Below are 17,606 nucleotides of genomic sequence, written 5' to 3' on the forward strand. Positions count from 1 at the left end.
CCGACGCGCAAGGAAAAGAGACACATGAGAGCCGACCGCTTGGTGGCGACCCTGCTGTTCCTCCAGGAGCGCGGCCGCGTCACCGTCCCCGAAGTGGCCGCCGAACTGGAGGTGTCCGAGCGCACCGCGCGCCGCGATCTGGAGGCCCTGGCCGCGTCCGGGATCCCCGTCTACTCGCAGCGCGGCCGCGGCGGCGGCTGGTCCCTCGTCGGCGGGGCCCGTACCAACCTCACCGGCCTGACCGCCGACGAGATCCGGGCGCTCTTCTTCGTCACCGGGCCCCTGACCGCCACCCCGGAACTGCGCACCACGCTGCGCAAGCTGGTCCGGGCCCTGCCGCCCACCTTGCGCGCGGAGGCCGAGGCCGCCACCCGCGCCGGAGTCGTCGACGCCACCGACTGGTCCCGCAACGCCGTCACCGCCGATGCCGCCCACCGCTCCGCGCTCCAGGGCGCCGTCGTCGACGGGATCCGCGTCCGCCTCGGGTACGCGGGCGTGGGCAAACCGGCCGGCGAGCGTACGGTCGACCCCCTCGGGCTCGTCGCCAAGGCGGGGCTCGACTACCTGGTCGCCGGTACGGACAAGGGCCTGCGCACCTTCCGGCTCAGCCGGGTCACCTCCGTCGAGCCGACCGGCGAACCCGTGGTCCGGCCGCCCGATTTCGACCTCGCCACGGCCTGGCGCGCCCTGTCCGGGGCGTTCCAGGACGGCATGTACGCGGTGACCGCGCGGGCGCGCGTCCGCCCCGACACGCTGGCCCTGCTGCAACGGTTCCTCGGCGGCCGGGTGCGCGTCGGCGGTCCGCTGCCCGACGGCTGGACCGAGGTGTGGGTCGACGGCCCGGCCGCCAAGGCGCTGGCCGGGCACCTGGCGGGGCTGGGGGACGGAGTCGAGGTCCTGGAGCCGCCCGAGGTACGGCAGCGGCTGGCCCGGCTCGGCGCCGAACTCACGGCGATGTACGCGGGGGAGGAGGCGGGGAAGGGCGCGCCGGACACACCGCCCGGTCAGTAGCCGATGGTGAACCGCTTGCCCGCGTGCGCGTCGCGCTCGATCTCGTCGACCAGAGCCACGGCGTAGTCCTCGACCGAGACGTGGCTGCCGCCGTCCTCGTCCACGACCAGGTCGTCGAGGGCCAGCCGGTACGTGCCCGTGCGCGTGCCCGGCTCGATCTGCGCGGCGGGGCTCAGACAGCTCCAGCGCACTTCCTCGACGGGCACGGTGCGCAGGAAGTCCAGGGCCTCCCCGTGGGCGTGCATCAGCGCGCGGATCGGCTCCGGGATGCCCGCCGCGTCCCAGACCAGCGGGCCGCCGGGGGTACGCAGCGAGCCCGCCCCGCCCACGACGATCACCCGGGGGCGGGGGATGTCCGGGTCGAGCGTGCAGACGCCGCCGATCAGGGACTTGGCGGCGGCCACGAGGGTTCCCGGGTCCTCGGAGCCGGGGCCGACGGCGCTGACGACCACGTCCCGGCCGGCGGCCGCCTCGGCGACCGAGTGCGGGTCGAGGACGTCGCCGGGTACCACCTCGGCTCCGGAATCCGCGAGCCGCGCGGGATCGCGGACGACCGCGGTGACCTGGTGGCCGCGGTCGAGCGCTTCGCGCAGCACGCGGGATCCGATGGTGCCGGTCGCGCCGAACAGGGCGATCTTCGCCATGGCGACTCCCTGGGGGTGGAGGCGGTACGGGCCTCAGGTCGGACCCGCGCCGCCCATCCAAGCGAACCGGCCCCCCGCCACCCGGCAGCCGGGCCGAGTCCACACGGATGATCCGGCAGGATCCACCGGACACCGCCAACCATGCACGAGCTCGTTAGTGACACAAGGCGACGATGGACGGGGAGACCGTGCCCTTCGCCGCCTCGCACAGGGGTGCCATGTCGTACGTGCGCGCCGGCGCGGGCCGGGGCTTCGGCTGTGCGGGCTGACGCTTGCGGGGCCCCGGCTCCGGGGCGGGCCGTACGGGCCGTACGGGCCGTACGGGCCGCCCCGGCCGGACCGGCGCACGATCGCGGGTCCGGGGCTGCGGCGGCCGGCCCTCCTCGGCCCGCGCCGGGGCCAGGGCCGGCGCAGGAGGCTCCGGCACCGGCGCCGACGGGGTTTCCGACTCCGGCAGCCGCCCCAACGGCAAGGCTTCGACCGGCGCCGCCGGGCCGCCGCCCGCCGTCCGGTCGGCGGCCGGAGTCGTACGGGCCGCCTCCGCGGGCCGGTCCGGCCGTACGGTCACGCACCCGGCGGTCAGCGCCACCGCGGCGAGGATCAGGGGCAGGGGCAGAGCCACCCGGCGCAACTGCATCCGCCCACCCTGCCGTACGACGGCTGCCGGAGCCTACGCACCGTCACACACACGAGTGACGGCACTCCGGGCGGGGCTCAGGGGCGGGGCTCAGGGGCGGCCCTGCGCGGCCAGGCGGAGCAGGTGTTCCAGGGGCCCCCGGCGCAGCGGGCTGTCCGCCCAGAAGCGTTGCCAGGCCCAGGCCGCCGCCAGCGCCACGCCCGCGAAGCCCGCCAGCGCGCCCCAGGACGCGGCCCCGTGGGCCGGTCCGGCCAGCACCAGCGCATGCAGGACGTACGCGCTGAGCGCCATCGCCCCGAGCGCGGTCAGCGGCCGCAGCAGCCGTGCCCCGGCCCGGCCGCGCGCGGCGAGTACGAAGAGCCCGATGAGTGCGCAGCCCACCCCCGCGTTGCCGATCGTCTCCAGAGGGGTCTGGCTGTACGGGTCCGCCACCAGCAGCCAGTCCCACGAGGTGCTCGGCACGGCGCCGAACTGCCCCCGCAGCACCTCCCGTACGGGATCGGCCGCGCCGAGGGCCTCCGGGTGGCGGGCCGCGATCACGTCGAGCAGCCGCTCCCGGCCGCCGAGGAGGTGGGTGGCCACCCAGGCAGAGCCGTAGCCCGCGGCCGCGGCGGCCGCGCCCCACACCGCCATCCGCCGCGCGACCCGGCGCTCGCGCAGATCGCACAGCCGGCCGAGGGCCAGTCCGACGAGGACGTAGGGGAAGTAGGTGGCCAGCGGATACGCACCCGTGAGCAGCAGCTCGCACAGCGTCCGGCCCAGCCCGTCCCAGTCGGTCAGGGCGGTGAGTTCGGGAACCGCGCCGCGCCCGGAGGCCTCGTACCCGAACACCGGGCCGAGCAGGAACGAGAGCAGCGGGCCGGCCACCACGCTGACCCCGGCGACGGCGGTGAGCACGGGGCTGGTCAGCCGGGTGAAGGGCTCGGCGGCGAGGAAGTAGACGGCGAAGAAGGCCAGGATGACGAGGATCCCGGGCCAGAGCGCGGCCAGCAGCAGGCCCAGCGCGGCCAGGACCGCGCAGCGGATCAGCAGCGGGCGGTAGCGCCGCGCCCAGCCGGCCGGCTGCTGCGCGGGGGTGCGGCAGCGCTGGGCGAGGGCGAGCGAGAACCCGGCGAGGAGGGTGAACAGCGCCGGCGCCCGCCCGTCGGCCGCGACGATGAGGTACCCGGCGCCCTCGGGCCGCGGGCCGGGGCCGACGTGCACGGCGAACATCCCGAGGACGGCCACACCGCGGACGGCGTCGACGGCGGCAAGCCTGCCGCTGGCGCCGCTGCCCCTCGTCCCCGTCATCCGCAGGTGATGCTGTCGCGCGGGGTGTAGCGGGTCTTCATCGTCTCCCGCTCGACCTCCTGGCCGCCCTGCACGAACACGCGGTCGACGGCGACGCCGAAGCCCTCCAGCGGGGACCGCGGTTCGCACTCGGGCCCGCTGTCGGTGCGGGTCGCCGGCTGCTTGACGTTCGTACGGGGTCCCCGGGTCGCGCGTATCTCCTCGTACTTCTTCGTACCGAGGAAGGTGATGGTGATGGACGTGTCGGTCGCCTCCGCCTGGATGGAGAGGGCCTTGCCCGAGTCGTTGGCGAAGCGCAGGTCGAGGCTGCCCCGGGCGACGGTGGCCTCGCGGCCCTCGGCGACGGATACCCGCCCCGAGCCGGCGAGCAGGAGCTTCGCCTCGGCCGGGCGGGGGACGGCCCGGCGCAGCGGATCGGCGAAGGCCGGCTCGGCCAGCAGGGCCTTGGCATCGAGGGTGGGGGCGAGGCGCCCGCTGCCGTCGTCCTTCAGGGAGAGGTGGCGGGCGAGGACGGCAGGGCCGACCGGTATGCGCTTGCCGTCGGCGGTGAGCGTGAGGGGGGCCGATACCGCGGGCTCGGCGAGCTCCTTCAGGGCCCGGCCGGTCTCCTGCTGTCCGATGCGGGGTTCCGCCCGGCGGACCGGCAGTCCGAGCGGGTCGCCGCCGCCGCCGTCGCCGCCGTCGGCGCGGGCGGCCCGGTCGACGGTGGCGGCGGTGTCCAACGACAGCCCGAGCGCAGCCGGTTCGGCCTGCTCGGTGCGGTCGCCGATGCGCAGCCCGAGCGGGGCGGCGGCGGCCGGGCCGAGTTCCCGGTCCAGGCGCCGGCCGGCCTCGGCCCGGCTGAGCCCGCCTGTGCCGACTCCGCGGACTTCGGTACCGGACGCGATGTCCTCGCCGGCCAGGAGCAGGCCGGCGGCGTACAGCCCGCCGAAGCCGAGGGCCGCGGCCCCGCCGGCCCCGCCGGCCACGCCCGCGACGGCGGGCGCGCTCCACCGCCGGGCGGGGGCGGCCCTGTTGGCCGTACCCGCGCCCGTGTCCGTACGGGAAGCGCGTCGCATACCGCTGTCTCTCCTCGGTCCGGTGACGTGGTCGGACCGGCGGTTTTCATGCCGCCAGTCCGCGCGACGAACGTACCAACGAGGACGTAACAAGGTAATAAGGAGGTATAGGGGTTGCAAAGCCGCGGTCAGGGACCGGGGTGGTGCGAGCGGCGTAACCCCCGGGCGGTGCGGGCTGTTGCACAGGCCGAGGGTCCACCCACGGTGAACGGAGTGCCGATGCCGCAGCTGACCGACGAGGCCTTGTCCGAAGACGAGGGCGGCGGGCGGAGCACGTGGATGACCCCGCAGGAGTACGGGGCTTCGCGGGCCGCGCTGTGGACCGGCGCGGTCGTCCTGGTCACCGACACCGACGGCCGGGTCCTCGTCCAGAGCGTCGACTATCGCCCCGACCGGCTGCTGCCCGGCGGCGCCGTGGACGCGGGCGAGGCCCCGTCCGCCGCCGCGGCCCGGGAGGTGCGCGAGGAGCTCGGCGTCGACGGCCGCTTCCCGCGCGGGCTCGCGGTGGACTGGATCCCGGCCGACACCCCGGGCATCCCGCCCGAGATGGGCTTCCCGGGGGAGATCCTGCACGTGTACGACGGCGGCACCTGGACCCCGGACCGGATCGACGGGATCCGCCTCCCCGCCCAGGAGATCACCGGCATCCACTTCGCCGAACCCGCCGACCTGCCCGCCCTGATGGACCCGGGCGACGCCCGCCGCGCCCTGTCGGCGCTGCGCGCCCGCATCAACGGCGGCGGCCCGGCCCTGCTGGAGGACGGCCGCCCCACCCTGCCGACCGCCCTGGACCTGCTCGGCGTCCTGCGCACCCGCCGCACCCCGCTCCACGGCACCTGGCACGCCGGCCCGGTACCGTCGGGGGTGCCCGTACGGGAGCCCGCGGCCTGGTTGTTCGCCCCCGACGGGCGGGTCCTGCTCCTGATCTCCCGAGCCACCGGCGGAGCCCACCTCCCGCCCCCGACGGCGGACTCCACCCCGCTCGGCCACCGCCACGCCGACGGGGCGGCCCATCCCCGCACGGTGGGCCGCCTTCCCTCCCCTCCCCCGGCCGGGGACCCGGCGTACGCGCGCCTGCTGGCCACCCCCGAGCAGGTGCGCGAACTCGCCGACTGGGGCCCGGCCGGCCACGCCGAACTCGCCGCGGTCCACGAGGCCCGCACCCGCCTCTCCCTCCCGCCCCCGCCCCGCACCCCCCTCACCGAACTCCCGGAGGGCACCCGCGGGTGACCGTACGGGGCGGCGCTGTCAGTGGCGCCTCGTAGCGTGACGGTCATGGGATTCACCAGCGCCTGGTCGATCAGCAGCCACCCGGACTCCGTCATCGCGGAGTTCGCGCCCCGCCTTGCGCCGGCCCTCGAAGCCGACCGTTCGGATCCGGCGGCCCGCCGCCGCTGGGCGGCCTGGCAGCGCTCCCCGCTGCCGGACCACCGCACCTGGCACGCCGATCGGGCACACGCCGAGGCCATCGACTCTTTCCGGACCCTGACCCGGCCCGGCGAGCGTGTCGACGACGCCTGCAACGGCATCACCGACCCCGGGTTCCATGTCATGGAGGACCTCTGGGAGCCCGGGCCGGACCCGGCCGACATGTTCGTCTCCGTGCACAGAAAGGACTACGCGGTCGCCGCCCTGTTCCACGCCATGGGCCCGTACCGGGCCGCCCTGTTGCCCGGCTGGTGCGGAAACGTGCTCCTCACCGCGGCCGAGGTCCGCCGGACGCTGCCGCGCGTGGAACGGGCACTGACCTTCACCGCCGAGGAGCAGGCCCGTGTCGGCGACCGGGACTGGCTGGACTACGGCGCCCGCGAGGAACACGTCACCGACGGCCCCCTCCGCGTCTGGCGGGCGGCCGCCGCAGCGGGACGCGGGCTCTGCGCGGTCGCGCTGCACATCTACTGATGACCGCCATGACCGCCATGACCGCCATGACCGCGATGACCGCACTGCCGCAGGCCGGTCGCCGGGGGGAGGCACCCCTGGGCATCGGGTGTTCAGCCGGGTCGTGTGGAATGGGCGCATGGGGAGAAGCGAGAACCACATAGGGGCCGATTCCACGGCCACCGTGCCCGAGCACTGGCGTTACGGGCGCCACCTCGAGGCCCTGGCCGCCGCGGCCCTCGGGGCGGGCGAGGCCGACGCCGTGGCCGACGTACTGCGCGATCGCGACCCGGTGATGGCCGAGAGCGCGGTGGTCACCCACCTCGACCGCCGCGCCGCCCAACTGCTGACCGATCCGCGGTTCCCCGGCTGGGCCCGCGCCATGGGCACCGCGATCGGCGCCCGCGCCTTCCCGGCCCGCCGGCTCCGCGAGTGGATCCTGCTGAAGGCGATCACCGACGGCGAGCCGTGGTCCGCGGCCGAGCTCACCGCCGCCTCCGACTGGTGCCAGCGCACCGCCGCCCAGTCGCTGGGCTCATACGAGGCCCTCGACGTCCTCGCCGCCACCGCCCGCACCCACCGCGTGCGCAGCGCCGCCGCCGCGCGCCTGCGCCGCCGGAACGTCACGGGCTGAGCCCGGCAGGCAGCCCGGCGGGAGGTTCGGCGGGAGGTGCGGCGGGAGGTCCGGCGGGAAGCCGCACGGGAAGAAAGGGGTAATCCGGAGCAAGAGGGGAAGGCGGCGGCAGCGGTTCTATCCGCTTCGCACAGAGTCTCGTCACACGGCCGTTCGGGGGTTTAAAGTCTGCCTACCTGGCCGGGTATCAGCGTTGATTCCGATGCCGTTCCACTGGAGGCTGCTCTCCGTGTCGCACGTTTCCCAAGCTCCCGTCACCACCCCCGACGGCGAGCCGGCCCCGCCCGCACCCACCGCGTACGACCAGGTCAACGGTTGGTTCTCGGGCTATGACCAGGTGCTCTTCGACTGGTTCCTGAGCCGCCGCAGCGGTGCGGAGGAGAAGCCGGGCGATCTTCTCGAACTCGGCGCGTTCATGGGGAAGAGCGCGATCTTCCTCGGGGGGTACCTGAGGGAGGGCGAGGAGTTCACCGTCTGCGACCTCTTCGACTCGCCCGCGCCGGACGACTCCAATCTCGCCGAGATGCAGGACTCGTACCCCACGCTCACCCGCCGCGGCTTCGAGACGAACTACCTGGCCTTCCGCGAGGCGCTCCCCACGATCATCCAGGCGCCGACCTTCGTCGTCGCCGACCGGGTGCGCCCGGCGAGCTGCCGGTTCGTCCACATCGACGCCTCGCACCTCTACGAGCACGTCGTCCAGGACATCGCGTCCTCGCGCGTCGTGGCGGCCCCGGGCGCGGTCGTCGTCTTCGACGACTACCGCTCCGAGCACTGCCCGGGCGTGGCCGCCGCGGTCTGGGGCGCGGTGGCCACCGGCGAGCTGCACCTCATCTGCGTCTCGGCGTCGAAGCTGTACGCGACCTGGGACGACGCGGCGCCGTACCAGGCGGAGCTGCTCACCTGGCTGGAAGGCCGCAACGACCTGTGGCACGGGGTGGACCTCGTGGCCGGCCAGTCGCTGGTCCGCATCGGTGACGAGGGGGCCGTCCCGCCGGCGCCCCCGCAGCCGCTGCGTCCGGCGCCCGAGCCCGTCGCGGCGCCCGTGCAGCAGCCGGGGCACCAGCGCGGACCCCGCCCGCGGGCCGGCACGGCCTGGCGCAGGCTGGCCAAGGACCTGCTCCCGCCGGTGGTCACCCGCGCGATCGTGGCCTGGCGGCGGCGCCACCGCTGACCGGCCGCCCGCGCCCGCATCCGTATGTGGTCCGTGCGGGTACGGTGCCGGTCCCCTTGCCGGGGGCCGGCACCGGCACGTCCGGACCGCGTCAGCCGCCCCTGCGGACCCGGGCCGCGCGGCGCGCCTCGGCGAGCTTCCGGGCCTCCGAGGTCTTGCGGGACTCCTTGCCCGCCCCCGGCCGGCCCGGACGCGTGCCGATCCCGCGGAAGCCGAGGTCCGAGCCCGAGGGCCGGCCCTTGGCGTCGGTCGGCTCGGCGCCCGCCAGCGGCACGCCGGACGGGGCCTTGGCCCCGGTGATCCGGCTCAGCGCGGCCTCGCCGGAGCGGACCTGGGTGGTGGTCGGCCGGATCTTGGCCTCGGCCATCAGCCGGACCATGTCCCGGCGCTGGTTCGGGGTGACCAGGGTGACGACCTTGCCGGACTCGCCGGCACGGGCGGTACGGCCGCCCCGGTGCAGGTAGTCCTTGTGGTCGGCCGGCGGGTCCACGTTCACGACGAGGTCCAGGTCGTCGATGTGGATGCCGCGCGCGGCGACGTTCGTCGCGACGAGGACCGTGACGGCCCCGGTCTTGAACTGCGCGAGCGTGCGCGTGCGCTGCGGCTGCGATTTGCCGCTGTGCAGCCCTTCCGCCCGTACGCCCATGGCCCGCAGGTGTTTCACGAACTGGTCCACGCCGTGCTTGGTGTCCAGGAACATCAGCACCCGGCCCTCGCGCGCCGCGATCTCGGTGGCGGCCGAGTACTTGTCGGCGGAGTGGATGTGCAGCACGTGGTGGTCCATCGTGCTCACCGAGGCCGCCGACGGGTCCACGGTGTGGGAGACGGGGTCCTTCAGGTAGCTGCGGACGAGCTGGTCCACATTGCGGTCCAGGGTGGCCGAGAACAGCATCCGCTGCCCGGCGTGGTGCACCTGGTCCAGGATCTCGGTGACCTGCGGCATGAAGCCCATGTCGCACATCTGGTCGGCCTCGTCGAGGACGGTGATCTTCACCCGCTCCAGGTGGACGTCGCGCCGCCCGACCAGGTCGCTGAGGCGCCCGGGGGTGGCCACGACGACCTCGGCGCCGGTGCGCAGCGCGCTCACCTGCTTGCCGATCGACAGCCCGCCCACCACCGTGGCCATCCGCAGCTCCAGGGCCTGCGCGTACGGAGTCAGCGCCTCGGTCACCTGCTGCGCCAGCTCGCGCGTCGGTACGAGGACCAGGGCCAGTGGGCGCTTCGGATCGGCCTTGCGGCCCGCGGTGCGCGCCAGCAGCGCCAGGCCGAAGGCCAGGGTCTTGCCGGAGCCCGTCCGGCCGCGGCCGAGGATGTCCCGGCCGGCCAGGGAGTTGGGGAGCGTGGCCGCCTGGATGGGGAACGGCTCCGTCACCCCCAGGTCGGTCATCGTCTTCACCAGCTCACGGGGCAGGTCGAGCTCGGAGAAGGCCGCCACCGGCGGGAGCGCCGGCTCGACCGTCTTCGGCATCGCGAACTCGCCCTGCAGGGGGGCGGTCCGGGGGGTCTTGCCGCCCGACTTCGCACCGCCCTTGGGGCCTGCCTTGGCTCCGGCCTTGATGCCGAAGCGCCCGTGAACCGACGGGTTCTTCATGCAGAACCTTCCGTGAGACGTGAAAAGTCGAATTTTACCATCGGGGCCGCGGTGCCACGGGGGTGCTATGGCACCTCGTGGGCGCTACGGCGCCTCGGGGCCGAGCCGCCCGCTCCGCACCTCGGCGAGATGGGCCGTGATCTCGACCGTCGCCCGCGCGAACCAGTCGGCGATGACGGCGATCTCGTCGGGGGAGTACTCGGCGAACACCGCGCCGAGGCGGGCGTAGAAGGGCTCGTACACGGCGAAGACACGGGCCGTGGCCGCCGGGTCGGCCACCACGCGCACCCGGCGCCGGTCCGCGGGATCCGGCTGCCGGCGGGCGTATCCGGCCCGCTCCAGGCGGTTGAGCACCCCGGTCACGGCGCCGGTGGTCAGGTTCGTGAGCTCCGCGAGGTCCCCGGCGCCCAGCGGGGCGTCCCCGGCTCCCAGGATGTGGCCCAGGCAGGTCAGGTCGGTGACGTTCAGCCCGAGCAGCTGCGCGACTTCCTGCTGGCCGATGAGGCCCAGCGCGACGTACCGGTCCATGCGCGACAGCGCCTCCTGGGCCGTGGCCGCGGGGCGGGACTTGCCCTGCACGCAGATACTCCTTAGTGTCTAAGTAACTTAGCTTGTGAGATGCTTATCTTGTTCACTAAGGCATCTCGCCGTACGAGCCTACTGCCGCCCGTCCGTCAGGGGAGAATCATGAGCGCGCACGGAGACGTCGACATGGGTCACACGGTCGCCGGCTGGACCGGCACCGCCCTGGCCCTGCTGGGCTGTACCGGAGCCGGGGTCGCCCTGTGCGTGGCCTGGGCCCCCGGGATCTGGTTCGGCCTCGGCCTCGTCGCGGTGGCCGGACTCGTCACCTGGGTCCTGCACCTCGCCGGCTGGGGCAAGCCCGGCGGTCCCCGCCCCCGCGCCGAGTGGGACTGGCGCACCAGGGACACCGCCGCGCTGTCCGGGCACGCGCACTGCCTGGGCTGCCGGGCCGCCGGACCGCGCCGAGCCGCGGCGGCGGCCCCTCGGCCGGTTCCCGCCGAGTCGGGCGGTCATGAGTTCGAACCTGCCCCGGTTGGCCGTGCCTGAGGTGTGGTGGGAGTGACGGACGGGCAGGATTGGGACGGTTGCACCGCACGTGTGGCCCGCGTGGAACGTTGAGAAGGATCAGTACTGATGGCAACAGGCACCGTGAAGTGGTTCAACTCGGAGAAGGGGTTCGGCTTCATCCAGCAGGACGACGGCGGCCCCGACGTGTTCGTGCACTTCTCCGCCATCCAGACCACCGGATTCAAGGAGCTGCAGGAAGGCGCGAAGGTCGAGTTCGACGTCACCCAGGGCCCCAAGGGCCCGCAGGCGGAGAACGTGGTTCCTATCGGGTGACGCCGCTTTCGGTGACGCCGCTTTGACGCCACTTCACGAGCCCAGCCCGTGACATGAGCCCCGCCGGTCGGTCCGGCGGGGCTCATGGCTGTCCGTCCTGGATCACGGCGCCGGCCGGGAGCCCGCGCGGTGCAGGGCCAGCAGCAGCGGCCAGAGGTGGTCCGCCAGTTCCGCGGGGGAACCCGGGACGCTGCCGTGCAGCCAGTCGGCGAGGATCCCGGTGAACGCGGCGGCCACCGCCGAGGCCACCAGGTCGGCGTGAGGGGCGCCGGCCGCCGCGCGCTCGGCGCGGGCCCGGGCGCGCAGCTCCCGGTGGAGCCGCTCGCCGAGCGGGCCGCCGCCGCCCGGCAGGAGCAGGGTGCGGTACAGGGCCGCGTGCGCGGCGGCGTCGGCGAGGAAACCGGCCAGCGCGGCCGGGGGCCGGGCCGGGGCCCGGGCCCCGGGCTCCGTCTGCCAGGCGTGCAGGGCGTCGACCGCCGCGTGCACGACATCGGCGCAGGCGTCGACGGCCAGCGCCGGGAGGTCCTCGTAGTGCAGGTAGAACGTGGCGCGGCCGACCCCGGCCCGGCGGGCCACCGCCGAGACGCTGACCTCCCCGAGCGGCCGGTCCGCGCACTCGGCGAGGAGGCTCTCGCGCAGCCGGGCCTTGGTGCGGGCGGTGCGCGGGTCCTCCGGGCTCACGCGGCCAGCAGCGCCGCGCCGAGGGCGAGGGCGCCGGGCAGTGCCTGGGCGACGAGGATGCGGCGGTTGGCGGTCGCGCCCCCGTACAGCCCGGCGACGATCACGCAGACGAGGAAGAAGACCTGCGTGGCGAGCGAGTCGATGACCAGCGACCAGACCAGGCCGGCGGCCAGGAAGCCGTTGTAGAGGCCCTGGTTGGCGGCGAGCGGCGCGGTGCGGCGGGCGAGGTCCTCGTCGAAGCCCGACAGGGCCCGGCCGGGCGGCCGCTGCCACAGGAACATCTCCAGGACCAGGAAGTACACGTGCAGGGCGGCGACGACACCTATGAGGACCTGAGCGACCGTGTGCACGGCCACCTCCGTTTCGCGGGCTGGTGGAGCAGCGTCAGCGGGCAACTTCCTGGACAACTGTACAGGAAGTCGTGGTGGCCGGCCGCCCGGCCGGCGGTCGTGAGTTCACCCGGTCGGGCGCGGCTACGCTGGCCGCATGACCCCGCTCGTCTATTCGGACTTCGGCACCGGCCGCCACCGCGAGAGCTCGCTCATCCGCCACGCCCTCGGGAGCGTGCACGACGAGGTGCTGATCGCAGGCCTCGCGGGCGGGATCGGCTTCATGTACTTCGTCTTCGAGTACGCCGGCCACCTGCCGATGCCGACGATCGTCGCCCAGGCCCACCCCCAGCCCTGGGTGCAGACGGCTCTGGGCCGGCTGAACGTCCCGTACGAGGCCACGCGCAGCGCCAAACCACGCTGGGGCAGGGTGTGCGCGGCCCTGGACGACGGGCGTCCGGTGTTCTGCACCGTCGACCGGTCCCGGCTGCCCTGGCATCAGGGCGTCCCGGAGATGGCCGGCGCGGATCCGTACACCGTGGTCGTGGCGGGGTACGAGGGCGCCGGGGGCGAGACCCTCTACGTCGAGGACGGGGCGAAGGCCCCCTACCGGATCGGCCGGGAGGAGTTCGGCGCCGCCTGGACGGGGCACCGCAAGGGCCATCACCAGATGGTGGTGCCCACCGGGCCGGCCACCGCCGGGCCGGACCTCGACGAGGCCGTCGCCACCACCGCCGCCCGGCTCACCGGACCGGTCCTGGGCAACCAGTTCGACGTCAACTTCGGCTTCTCCGGCATGGAGAAGTTCGCCGCGCAGCTGCGCGACACCAGCACCAGGACGGGCTGGGAGCGCCGGTTCGCCGGCCCGGAGGCCTTCCGGGTGGGCACCGGGCGGCTGTACGCCTGCCTGGAGGAGGAGTGGACCGCCCCCGGTGCCACCCGGCCGCTGTACGCCGACTTCCTCGACCTCGCCGGGCGGCGGGAGGCGGCCTCGCTCCTGCGGGATTCCGCCGGGCACTGGTCACGGCTGGCGGCTCTGGCCCGTACGGCCGAGCCGGACTCCGACGCCGCCGCGCGGCGGGCCCTGTTCGACGCATGCGCCGAACTCGTGGACCGCTCGCTGGAGCTGGAGCGCCGGGCCGTCGCCCTGCTCTGAGCCGTACGGGGCCGTACGGGGCCGTACGGGGCCGTACGGGGCCGTACGGGCCACCGCGGCGGGACGCCGCGGTGGCCCGCTCACTCCTCCCGGATGCTGATGGCGGCCACCGGGCAGGCGCGGGCGGCCTCGCGCAGCAGCGGGCTGCCCTTGCCGTCCTCCCGGCCCGGGAGCACCTGGCTGAAGCCGTCGTCGTCCTGGGTGAACACGTCCGGCGCGGTCAGGGCGCACTGCCCGGCGCCGATGCAGATGTCCGTGTTGATGTCGATGCGCTGTGGCGACATGCTCCTCACCATGCCACGGGGAGTTCGACCATGCCCTGAATGGTGTCGCCGGGCCGGAACGGGATCCGGTCCGGATCGGCCGCCAGCCGGAGCCCGGGCAGCCGCGCGAACAGCGTCCCGAGGGCGATCTCCATCTCGGCGCGGGCCAGGTTCTGCCCGAGGCACTGGTGGATGCCGAAGCCGAACGCGACGTGGTGCCGGGCGGACCGGTGCCAGTCCAGCGAGTCCGGCCGCTCGAACGCCGCGGCGTCCCGGTTGATGACGGAGGTGGAGAAGACCACCCCGTCGTCCGGGCGGATCGTCACCCCGCCGATCTCGATGTCCTCGGTGGCCACCCGCAGCATTCCGTCCGCGATGGACAGGAAGCGCATCAGCTCCTCGACGGCCACCGAGATCAGCGACGGGTCGGCGCGCAGCTCGGCCAGCTGCTCCGGATGCCGCAGCAGGGTGAACGTGCCGAGCGAGATCATGTTCGCGGTGGTCTCGTGGCCGGCGACCAGCAGGATCGCGGCCAGCGAGACCAGCTCATCGACGTCGGTCTCACCGGTCTCCAGGCGGGTGGCGACGAGCTCGTCCAGCAGCCCCTCGCCCGGCTCCCGCCGCTTGCGCTCGATCAGATCGGCCAGGTAGCCGTTGATCTGGTCCCGCGCGTTCTCCACGTCGGCGAGCTCCGGCCCGCGCAGCAGCAGCCGCGACTGCGCCTCGAAGAACTCGTGGTCCTCGTACGGGACTCCGAGCAGGGCGCAGATCACCATCGAGGGGACGGGCAGGGCGAAGTCGCCCACCAGCTCGGCCGACGGGCCCCTGGCGATCATCTCGTCGATCAGCCGGTCCACGGTCTCCTGGATGGCGGGCCGCAGGGCCGCGGTCCGCTTCAGGGTGAAGCTGGGGATGAGCATGCGGCGCTGGACGTTGTGCTCGGGGTCGTCGAGGCCGAGCAGTGCCGTACGGCGGTTCTGGAGCCCCTTGAACCGCTTGGTGGGTGTGGGGAAGGCCTGGTTCTGCCGGTCGGCGGAGAGCCGTCCGTCGGAGAGCAGGGCGCGCGCCTCGGCGTGCCCGGTGACCACCCAGACCGAGCGGCCGTCGAAGAGGGTGACCCGGGAGAGCGGCCGGCTCTCGCGGAGCGGGTCGTACGCGGTCGGCGGGTGGTAGGGGCAGGTTCGGTCCTGGGGAAAGGCAACGGTCTCTGACATGCAGCACCTCGTAAGCATGGTTCCGTGGGTCCGTCTCGCCGGAATCCATTACATGCCCTAGGCACCTATCTGACCTATGCCACTTTCGGCCAGATAGCCCACTTTGGCCCGCCCGGCCCAGCGGCCGCCGGGACGCTCAGAGGTGGGCGTCCAGGAAGGCCCGGAGCTCGGCGCGGCTCATCGCCCCGGCGTGGCTCGCCACGGCCTCGCCGTCCTTGACGAGGACGACGGTGGGGGCGGCGGCCACGGCGAAACGCCTGGTCGGCTCCGGACAGCGGGTCATGTCGGTGCGTACGGCCGTCAGGCGCGTGCCGTACTCCTCGGCCGCTTCGGACACGAGCGCGTCCATCGCGCGGCAGGCCTCCAGGGCCTTGGGCCAGGTCCCGGTGAAGTAGGCGAGAACCGGCCCCTCGGTCATGCCGAGGATGAAGTCGAACTCCTGGTTCTCCAGCGGCTGGTGTACCCGACGTGCCATGGGGTGGTGCTCCTGCTTCGTGTGCCGAGTGATGCGTGGGCGGGCCCCCATCATCGCCGCCGGGTCCGTCCGGCCCGAATTCCCGTGCGGAACGGGTGTTTCCGCCAAGGGTCCGGGGCGTTTGCCGGGGATTGCGGGAGGGCCTTTCGGCCGATGCTCCAGGGCGGTTTTCGCGGGGTAGGGCACATGCGGGACTTCATGTATGTTGCGCACGGCATTTTCGCCACATGGGGGCTGATCGCCTTGCATCTGCGGGGTAGTTGATCGGCGTGTCGGGAGGGGTCGTCCATGGAACGTCGCAGGAATCTTCGGAGAGCGGGCCTCGCGCTCGCGGCGGGTGCGCTGTTCCTCGCGGGCTGCGGGACGTCGGCGGCGGGGAAGGGCGGGAAGGACACGAAGGCGGATCCGGCGGCCTCCGCCTCCGCCTCCGCGGGCGCCTCCGTCGGCGCGGCGGCGGGCGCGTCGGCGAATGCCTCCGCCGCGCCGCTCAAGCCCGGCGAGGTACGGGTCGGCGGCGCGGTCGGCAAGCCCTACACCCTCACCCTCGCCGACCTGCGCAAGCTGCCGCAGAGCTCGGCGCCGGTGAAGTTCACCAGCGCCAAGGGCGATCAGGAGCACACGTACGCGGGCGTGCCGCTGTACGAGGTGCTGAAGACGGCGGAGCCGCGCTTCGACCAGAGCAAGAAGAACGGCCAGCTGCGCGGGGTGGTCGCCGCGACCGGGGGCGGCGACTACCGCGCCGTCTTCGCCTGGGCCGAACTCGACCCCGGGTTCGCCAAGAGCCAGATCCTGCTCGCGGTCTCCGAGGACGGCGTGCCGTTCGACGACGCGGCCGGACCGCGGCTGGTCGTACCGCAGGACACCAAGGGCGGCCGGTACGTGTCCGAGCTGAACCAGCTGTGGGTCGGGGCCGTCGACCCGGTGGTCGACGGGGCGAGGTGACGGTGGAGGCCGAGGCGTCGGGCGAGAGCGGCGACGGCCGTTCGGGGGTCGCCCGCCGGGCCCTGCTCGGGGCCGGGGGGCTGGCCGCCCTGGCCGCGGGCGGCGCCGTACTGACGACCTCCGGGGCCGGCGCCCGGACCGGGGAGCGGCGGCCGGCCGCCGTCATCCCCTTCCACGGCCCGCACCAGGCCGGGATCCTGACCAGGCGCCAGCCGTACGCGCATCTCGCCGCCCTCGATCTCGGGCCCGACACGGACCGGGCCCGGGCGGCCGCCCTGATGCGCACCTGGAGCGAGGCGGTGGCCCGGATGAGCGGCGGCGAGCCGCCGGCCGGCGCCGAGAGCGACACGGGCGTCGCCCTCGGCGCCGGGCCCGCCTCGCTCACCGCCACCTTCGGTTTCGGGGCGGGCCTCTTCGACCGGCTCGGGCTCGCCGCGGCCCGGCCGCAGGCCCTCGCCCCGCTGCCCGCCTTCAACGACGACCGGCTCGACCCGGCCCGCTCCGGCGGCGACCTGTTCGTGCAGATCGGCGCCGACGACCCGTTCGTCGCCGTGCACGCCCTGCGCACCCTCCAGCGGCTGGCCCGGGGCGCGGCGCGGACCCGCTGGGTGATGTCCGGCTTCACCCGCCCGCCCGGAGCCTCGGCTTCCGCAGCTGCCTCCGGTACCCACCGGAACCTGATGGGCCAGTTCGACGGCACCGCCAACCCGGCCCCTGCCGAGGACCCCGCCCAGCGGGCCCTGATCCTGGTCTCCGGCCCGGACGCGCCCGCCTGGCTGACCGGGGGCTCGTACGTGGTCGTACGCCGGATCCGGATGCTCCTCGACACCTGGGAGGGGCTGCCCGTCCACCACCGCGAGGAGGCCGTGGGGCGGCACGTGGCCGACGGGGCCCCGCTGACCGGCGGCACCGAGCGGACCCCGGTCGACCTGGACGCCGCCCGGCCGGACGGGATCCCCGTCATCGCGGCCAACGCCCACATCCGGCTGGCCGCGCCGCGCAGCAACGCCGGCGCGACGATGCTGAGGCGCGGATGGTCGTACTACGACGGCCTGCGCCCCGACGGCACTGCGGACGCGGGGCTGCTGTTCGTCGCCTGGCAGGCGGATCCCCGTACGGGCTTCGTCCCCGTCCAGCGGCGGCTGGCCCGGGGCGACGCGCTCGCGCGGTACACCGAGCACGAGGCGTCCGCCCTGTTCGCCGTACCGGGCGGGGCCGCGCCGGGGGAATACGTCGGGCAGCGGCTCCTCGAAGGCTGAGG

At 74.5% G+C, this 17,606-nt stretch carries 21 protein-coding genes; 10 read left to right on the forward strand and 11 right to left on the reverse strand.

The genetic code is table 11. From position 1 onward, the window contains the following. Positions 1–24 precede the first annotated feature (24 nt). Positions 25–1,011 carry a helix-turn-helix transcriptional regulator gene (locus tag IF02_RS0117465; RefSeq protein ID WP_030157912.1) on the forward strand — a complete coding sequence of 329 codons (987 nt, stop codon included), beginning with the start codon at positions 25–27 and terminating at the stop codon, positions 1,009–1,011. Here IF02_RS0117465 and IF02_RS0117470 read toward each other — a convergent pair. The 4 genes from IF02_RS0117470 to IF02_RS0117485 form a co-directional block, all read right to left on the reverse strand. Then, positions 1,005–1,655 carry an NAD(P)-dependent oxidoreductase gene (locus IF02_RS0117470; protein ID WP_030157914.1) on the reverse strand — a complete coding sequence of 217 codons (651 nt, stop codon included), beginning with the start codon at positions 1,653–1,655 and terminating at the stop codon, positions 1,005–1,007. The genes IF02_RS0117465 and IF02_RS0117470 overlap by 7 nt on opposite strands. 154 nt (positions 1,656–1,809) lie before the next feature. Then, on the reverse strand, positions 1,810–2,292 hold the full coding sequence (locus tag IF02_RS0117475; protein WP_158708504.1) for a hypothetical protein: 483 nt from the start codon (positions 2,290–2,292) through the stop codon (positions 1,810–1,812). Between the two features lie 90 nt (positions 2,293–2,382). Further along, complete coding sequence (locus IF02_RS0117480) at positions 2,383–3,582, reverse strand: DUF418 domain-containing protein (protein ID WP_158708505.1); 1,200 nt, start codon at positions 3,580–3,582, stop codon at positions 2,383–2,385. After that, entirely contained in the window at positions 3,579–4,640 is a 1,062-nt protein-coding gene (locus IF02_RS0117485) for a VanW family protein (RefSeq protein ID WP_030157920.1), read from the reverse strand. Before IF02_RS0117485 ends, IF02_RS0117480 begins: the two co-directional genes overlap by 4 nt. 219 nt (positions 4,641–4,859) lie before the next feature. Between IF02_RS0117485 and IF02_RS0117490 the strand changes: the two genes are divergently transcribed. From IF02_RS0117490 to IF02_RS0117505, 4 genes are all read left to right on the forward strand, one after another. Further along, positions 4,860–5,870: an NUDIX domain-containing protein gene (locus tag IF02_RS0117490; RefSeq protein ID WP_037836470.1), complete on the forward strand. Its 1,011-nt coding sequence runs from the start codon at positions 4,860–4,862 to the stop codon at positions 5,868–5,870. A gap of 45 nt (positions 5,871–5,915) precedes the next feature. Further along, the gene (locus tag IF02_RS0117495; protein WP_030157923.1) at positions 5,916–6,542 is read left to right on the forward strand and encodes a hypothetical protein; all 627 of its coding nucleotides are present in this window, start codon (positions 5,916–5,918) and stop codon (positions 6,540–6,542) included. A gap of 118 nt (positions 6,543–6,660) precedes the next feature. Further along, a complete protein-coding gene (locus IF02_RS0117500; RefSeq protein ID WP_051696288.1) occupies positions 6,661–7,155 on the forward strand; it encodes a hypothetical protein in 495 nt (164 codons plus the stop codon). Positions 7,156–7,384: 229 nt separating this feature from the next. Further along, positions 7,385–8,329 carry a class I SAM-dependent methyltransferase gene (locus tag IF02_RS0117505; RefSeq protein ID WP_030157927.1) on the forward strand — a complete coding sequence of 315 codons (945 nt, stop codon included), beginning with the start codon at positions 7,385–7,387 and terminating at the stop codon, positions 8,327–8,329. Positions 8,330–8,420: 91 nt separating this feature from the next. On the opposite strand, the gene IF02_RS0117510 is transcribed toward IF02_RS0117505, so the two are convergent. Both IF02_RS0117510 and IF02_RS0117515 read right to left on the reverse strand, forming a co-directional pair. Continuing rightward, positions 8,421–9,920 carry a DEAD/DEAH box helicase gene (locus IF02_RS0117510; protein WP_078622142.1) on the reverse strand — a complete coding sequence of 500 codons (1,500 nt, stop codon included), beginning with the start codon at positions 9,918–9,920 and terminating at the stop codon, positions 8,421–8,423. Between the two features lie 84 nt (positions 9,921–10,004). Beyond that, positions 10,005–10,499, reverse strand: a complete 495-nt coding sequence (locus tag IF02_RS0117515) for a MarR family winged helix-turn-helix transcriptional regulator (RefSeq protein WP_030157930.1) — start codon at positions 10,497–10,499, stop codon at positions 10,005–10,007. Positions 10,500–10,607: 108 nt separating this feature from the next. Between IF02_RS0117515 and IF02_RS0117520 the strand changes: the two genes are divergently transcribed. Together IF02_RS0117520 and IF02_RS0117525 are read left to right on the forward strand one after the other, a co-directional pair. Then, positions 10,608–10,991 (forward strand): HGxxPAAW family protein, encoded by a 384-nt coding sequence (locus tag IF02_RS0117520; protein WP_037836473.1) that lies wholly within the window; start codon positions 10,608–10,610, stop codon positions 10,989–10,991. A gap of 87 nt (positions 10,992–11,078) precedes the next feature. Next, positions 11,079–11,285 (forward strand): cold-shock protein, encoded by a 207-nt coding sequence (locus IF02_RS0117525; RefSeq protein WP_030157934.1) that lies wholly within the window; start codon positions 11,079–11,081, stop codon positions 11,283–11,285. Between the two features lie 102 nt (positions 11,286–11,387). On the opposite strand, the gene IF02_RS0117530 is transcribed toward IF02_RS0117525, so the two are convergent. Then, positions 11,388–11,966 carry a TetR/AcrR family transcriptional regulator gene (locus IF02_RS0117530; protein ID WP_030157935.1) on the reverse strand — a complete coding sequence of 193 codons (579 nt, stop codon included), beginning with the start codon at positions 11,964–11,966 and terminating at the stop codon, positions 11,388–11,390. Further along, positions 11,963–12,316, reverse strand: coding sequence for a DUF1304 domain-containing protein (locus IF02_RS0117535; protein WP_030157937.1), 354 nt, complete (start codon positions 12,314–12,316; stop codon positions 11,963–11,965). The genes IF02_RS0117530 and IF02_RS0117535 overlap by 4 nt, the downstream gene beginning before the upstream one ends. Positions 12,317–12,452: 136 nt before the next feature. Here IF02_RS0117535 and IF02_RS0117540 point away from each other — a divergent pair, with 136 nt between their 5' ends. Further along, complete coding sequence (locus IF02_RS0117540; RefSeq protein WP_051696289.1) at positions 12,453–13,451, forward strand: BtrH N-terminal domain-containing protein; 999 nt, start codon at positions 12,453–12,455, stop codon at positions 13,449–13,451. A gap of 80 nt (positions 13,452–13,531) precedes the next feature. Here the strand turns inward: IF02_RS0117540 and IF02_RS0117545 are convergent, their stop codons facing one another. The 3 genes from IF02_RS0117545 to IF02_RS0117555 all read right to left on the reverse strand — a co-directional run bounded on the left by IF02_RS0117545 (position 13,532) and on the right by IF02_RS0117555 (position 15,403). Further along, a complete protein-coding gene (locus IF02_RS0117545) occupies positions 13,532–13,735 on the reverse strand; it encodes a ferredoxin (protein WP_030157941.1) in 204 nt (67 codons plus the stop codon). Positions 13,736–13,740: 5 nt separating this feature from the next. Beyond that, on the reverse strand, positions 13,741–14,928 hold the full coding sequence (locus IF02_RS0117550; protein WP_030157943.1) for a cytochrome P450: 1,188 nt from the start codon (positions 14,926–14,928) through the stop codon (positions 13,741–13,743). Positions 14,929–15,064: 136 nt separating this feature from the next. Further along, on the reverse strand, positions 15,065–15,403 hold the full coding sequence (locus tag IF02_RS0117555) for a thioredoxin family protein (protein ID WP_030157945.1): 339 nt from the start codon (positions 15,401–15,403) through the stop codon (positions 15,065–15,067). Between the two features lie 288 nt (positions 15,404–15,691). Between IF02_RS0117555 and IF02_RS32465 the strand changes: the two genes are divergently transcribed. After that, on the forward strand, positions 15,692–16,345 hold the full coding sequence (locus IF02_RS32465) for a molybdopterin-dependent oxidoreductase (RefSeq protein WP_051696290.1): 654 nt from the start codon (positions 15,692–15,694) through the stop codon (positions 16,343–16,345). Positions 16,346–16,347: 2 nt separating this feature from the next. Next, a complete protein-coding gene (locus tag IF02_RS0117570) occupies positions 16,348–17,604 on the forward strand; it encodes a Dyp-type peroxidase (RefSeq protein ID WP_030157949.1) in 1,257 nt (418 codons plus the stop codon). Positions 17,605–17,606: the final 2 nt, after the last annotated feature.

Origin of the sequence: Streptomyces sp. NRRL S-244, assembly GCF_000717915.1 — a bacterium.
GTDB lineage: Bacteria > Actinomycetota > Actinomycetes > Streptomycetales > Streptomycetaceae > Streptomyces.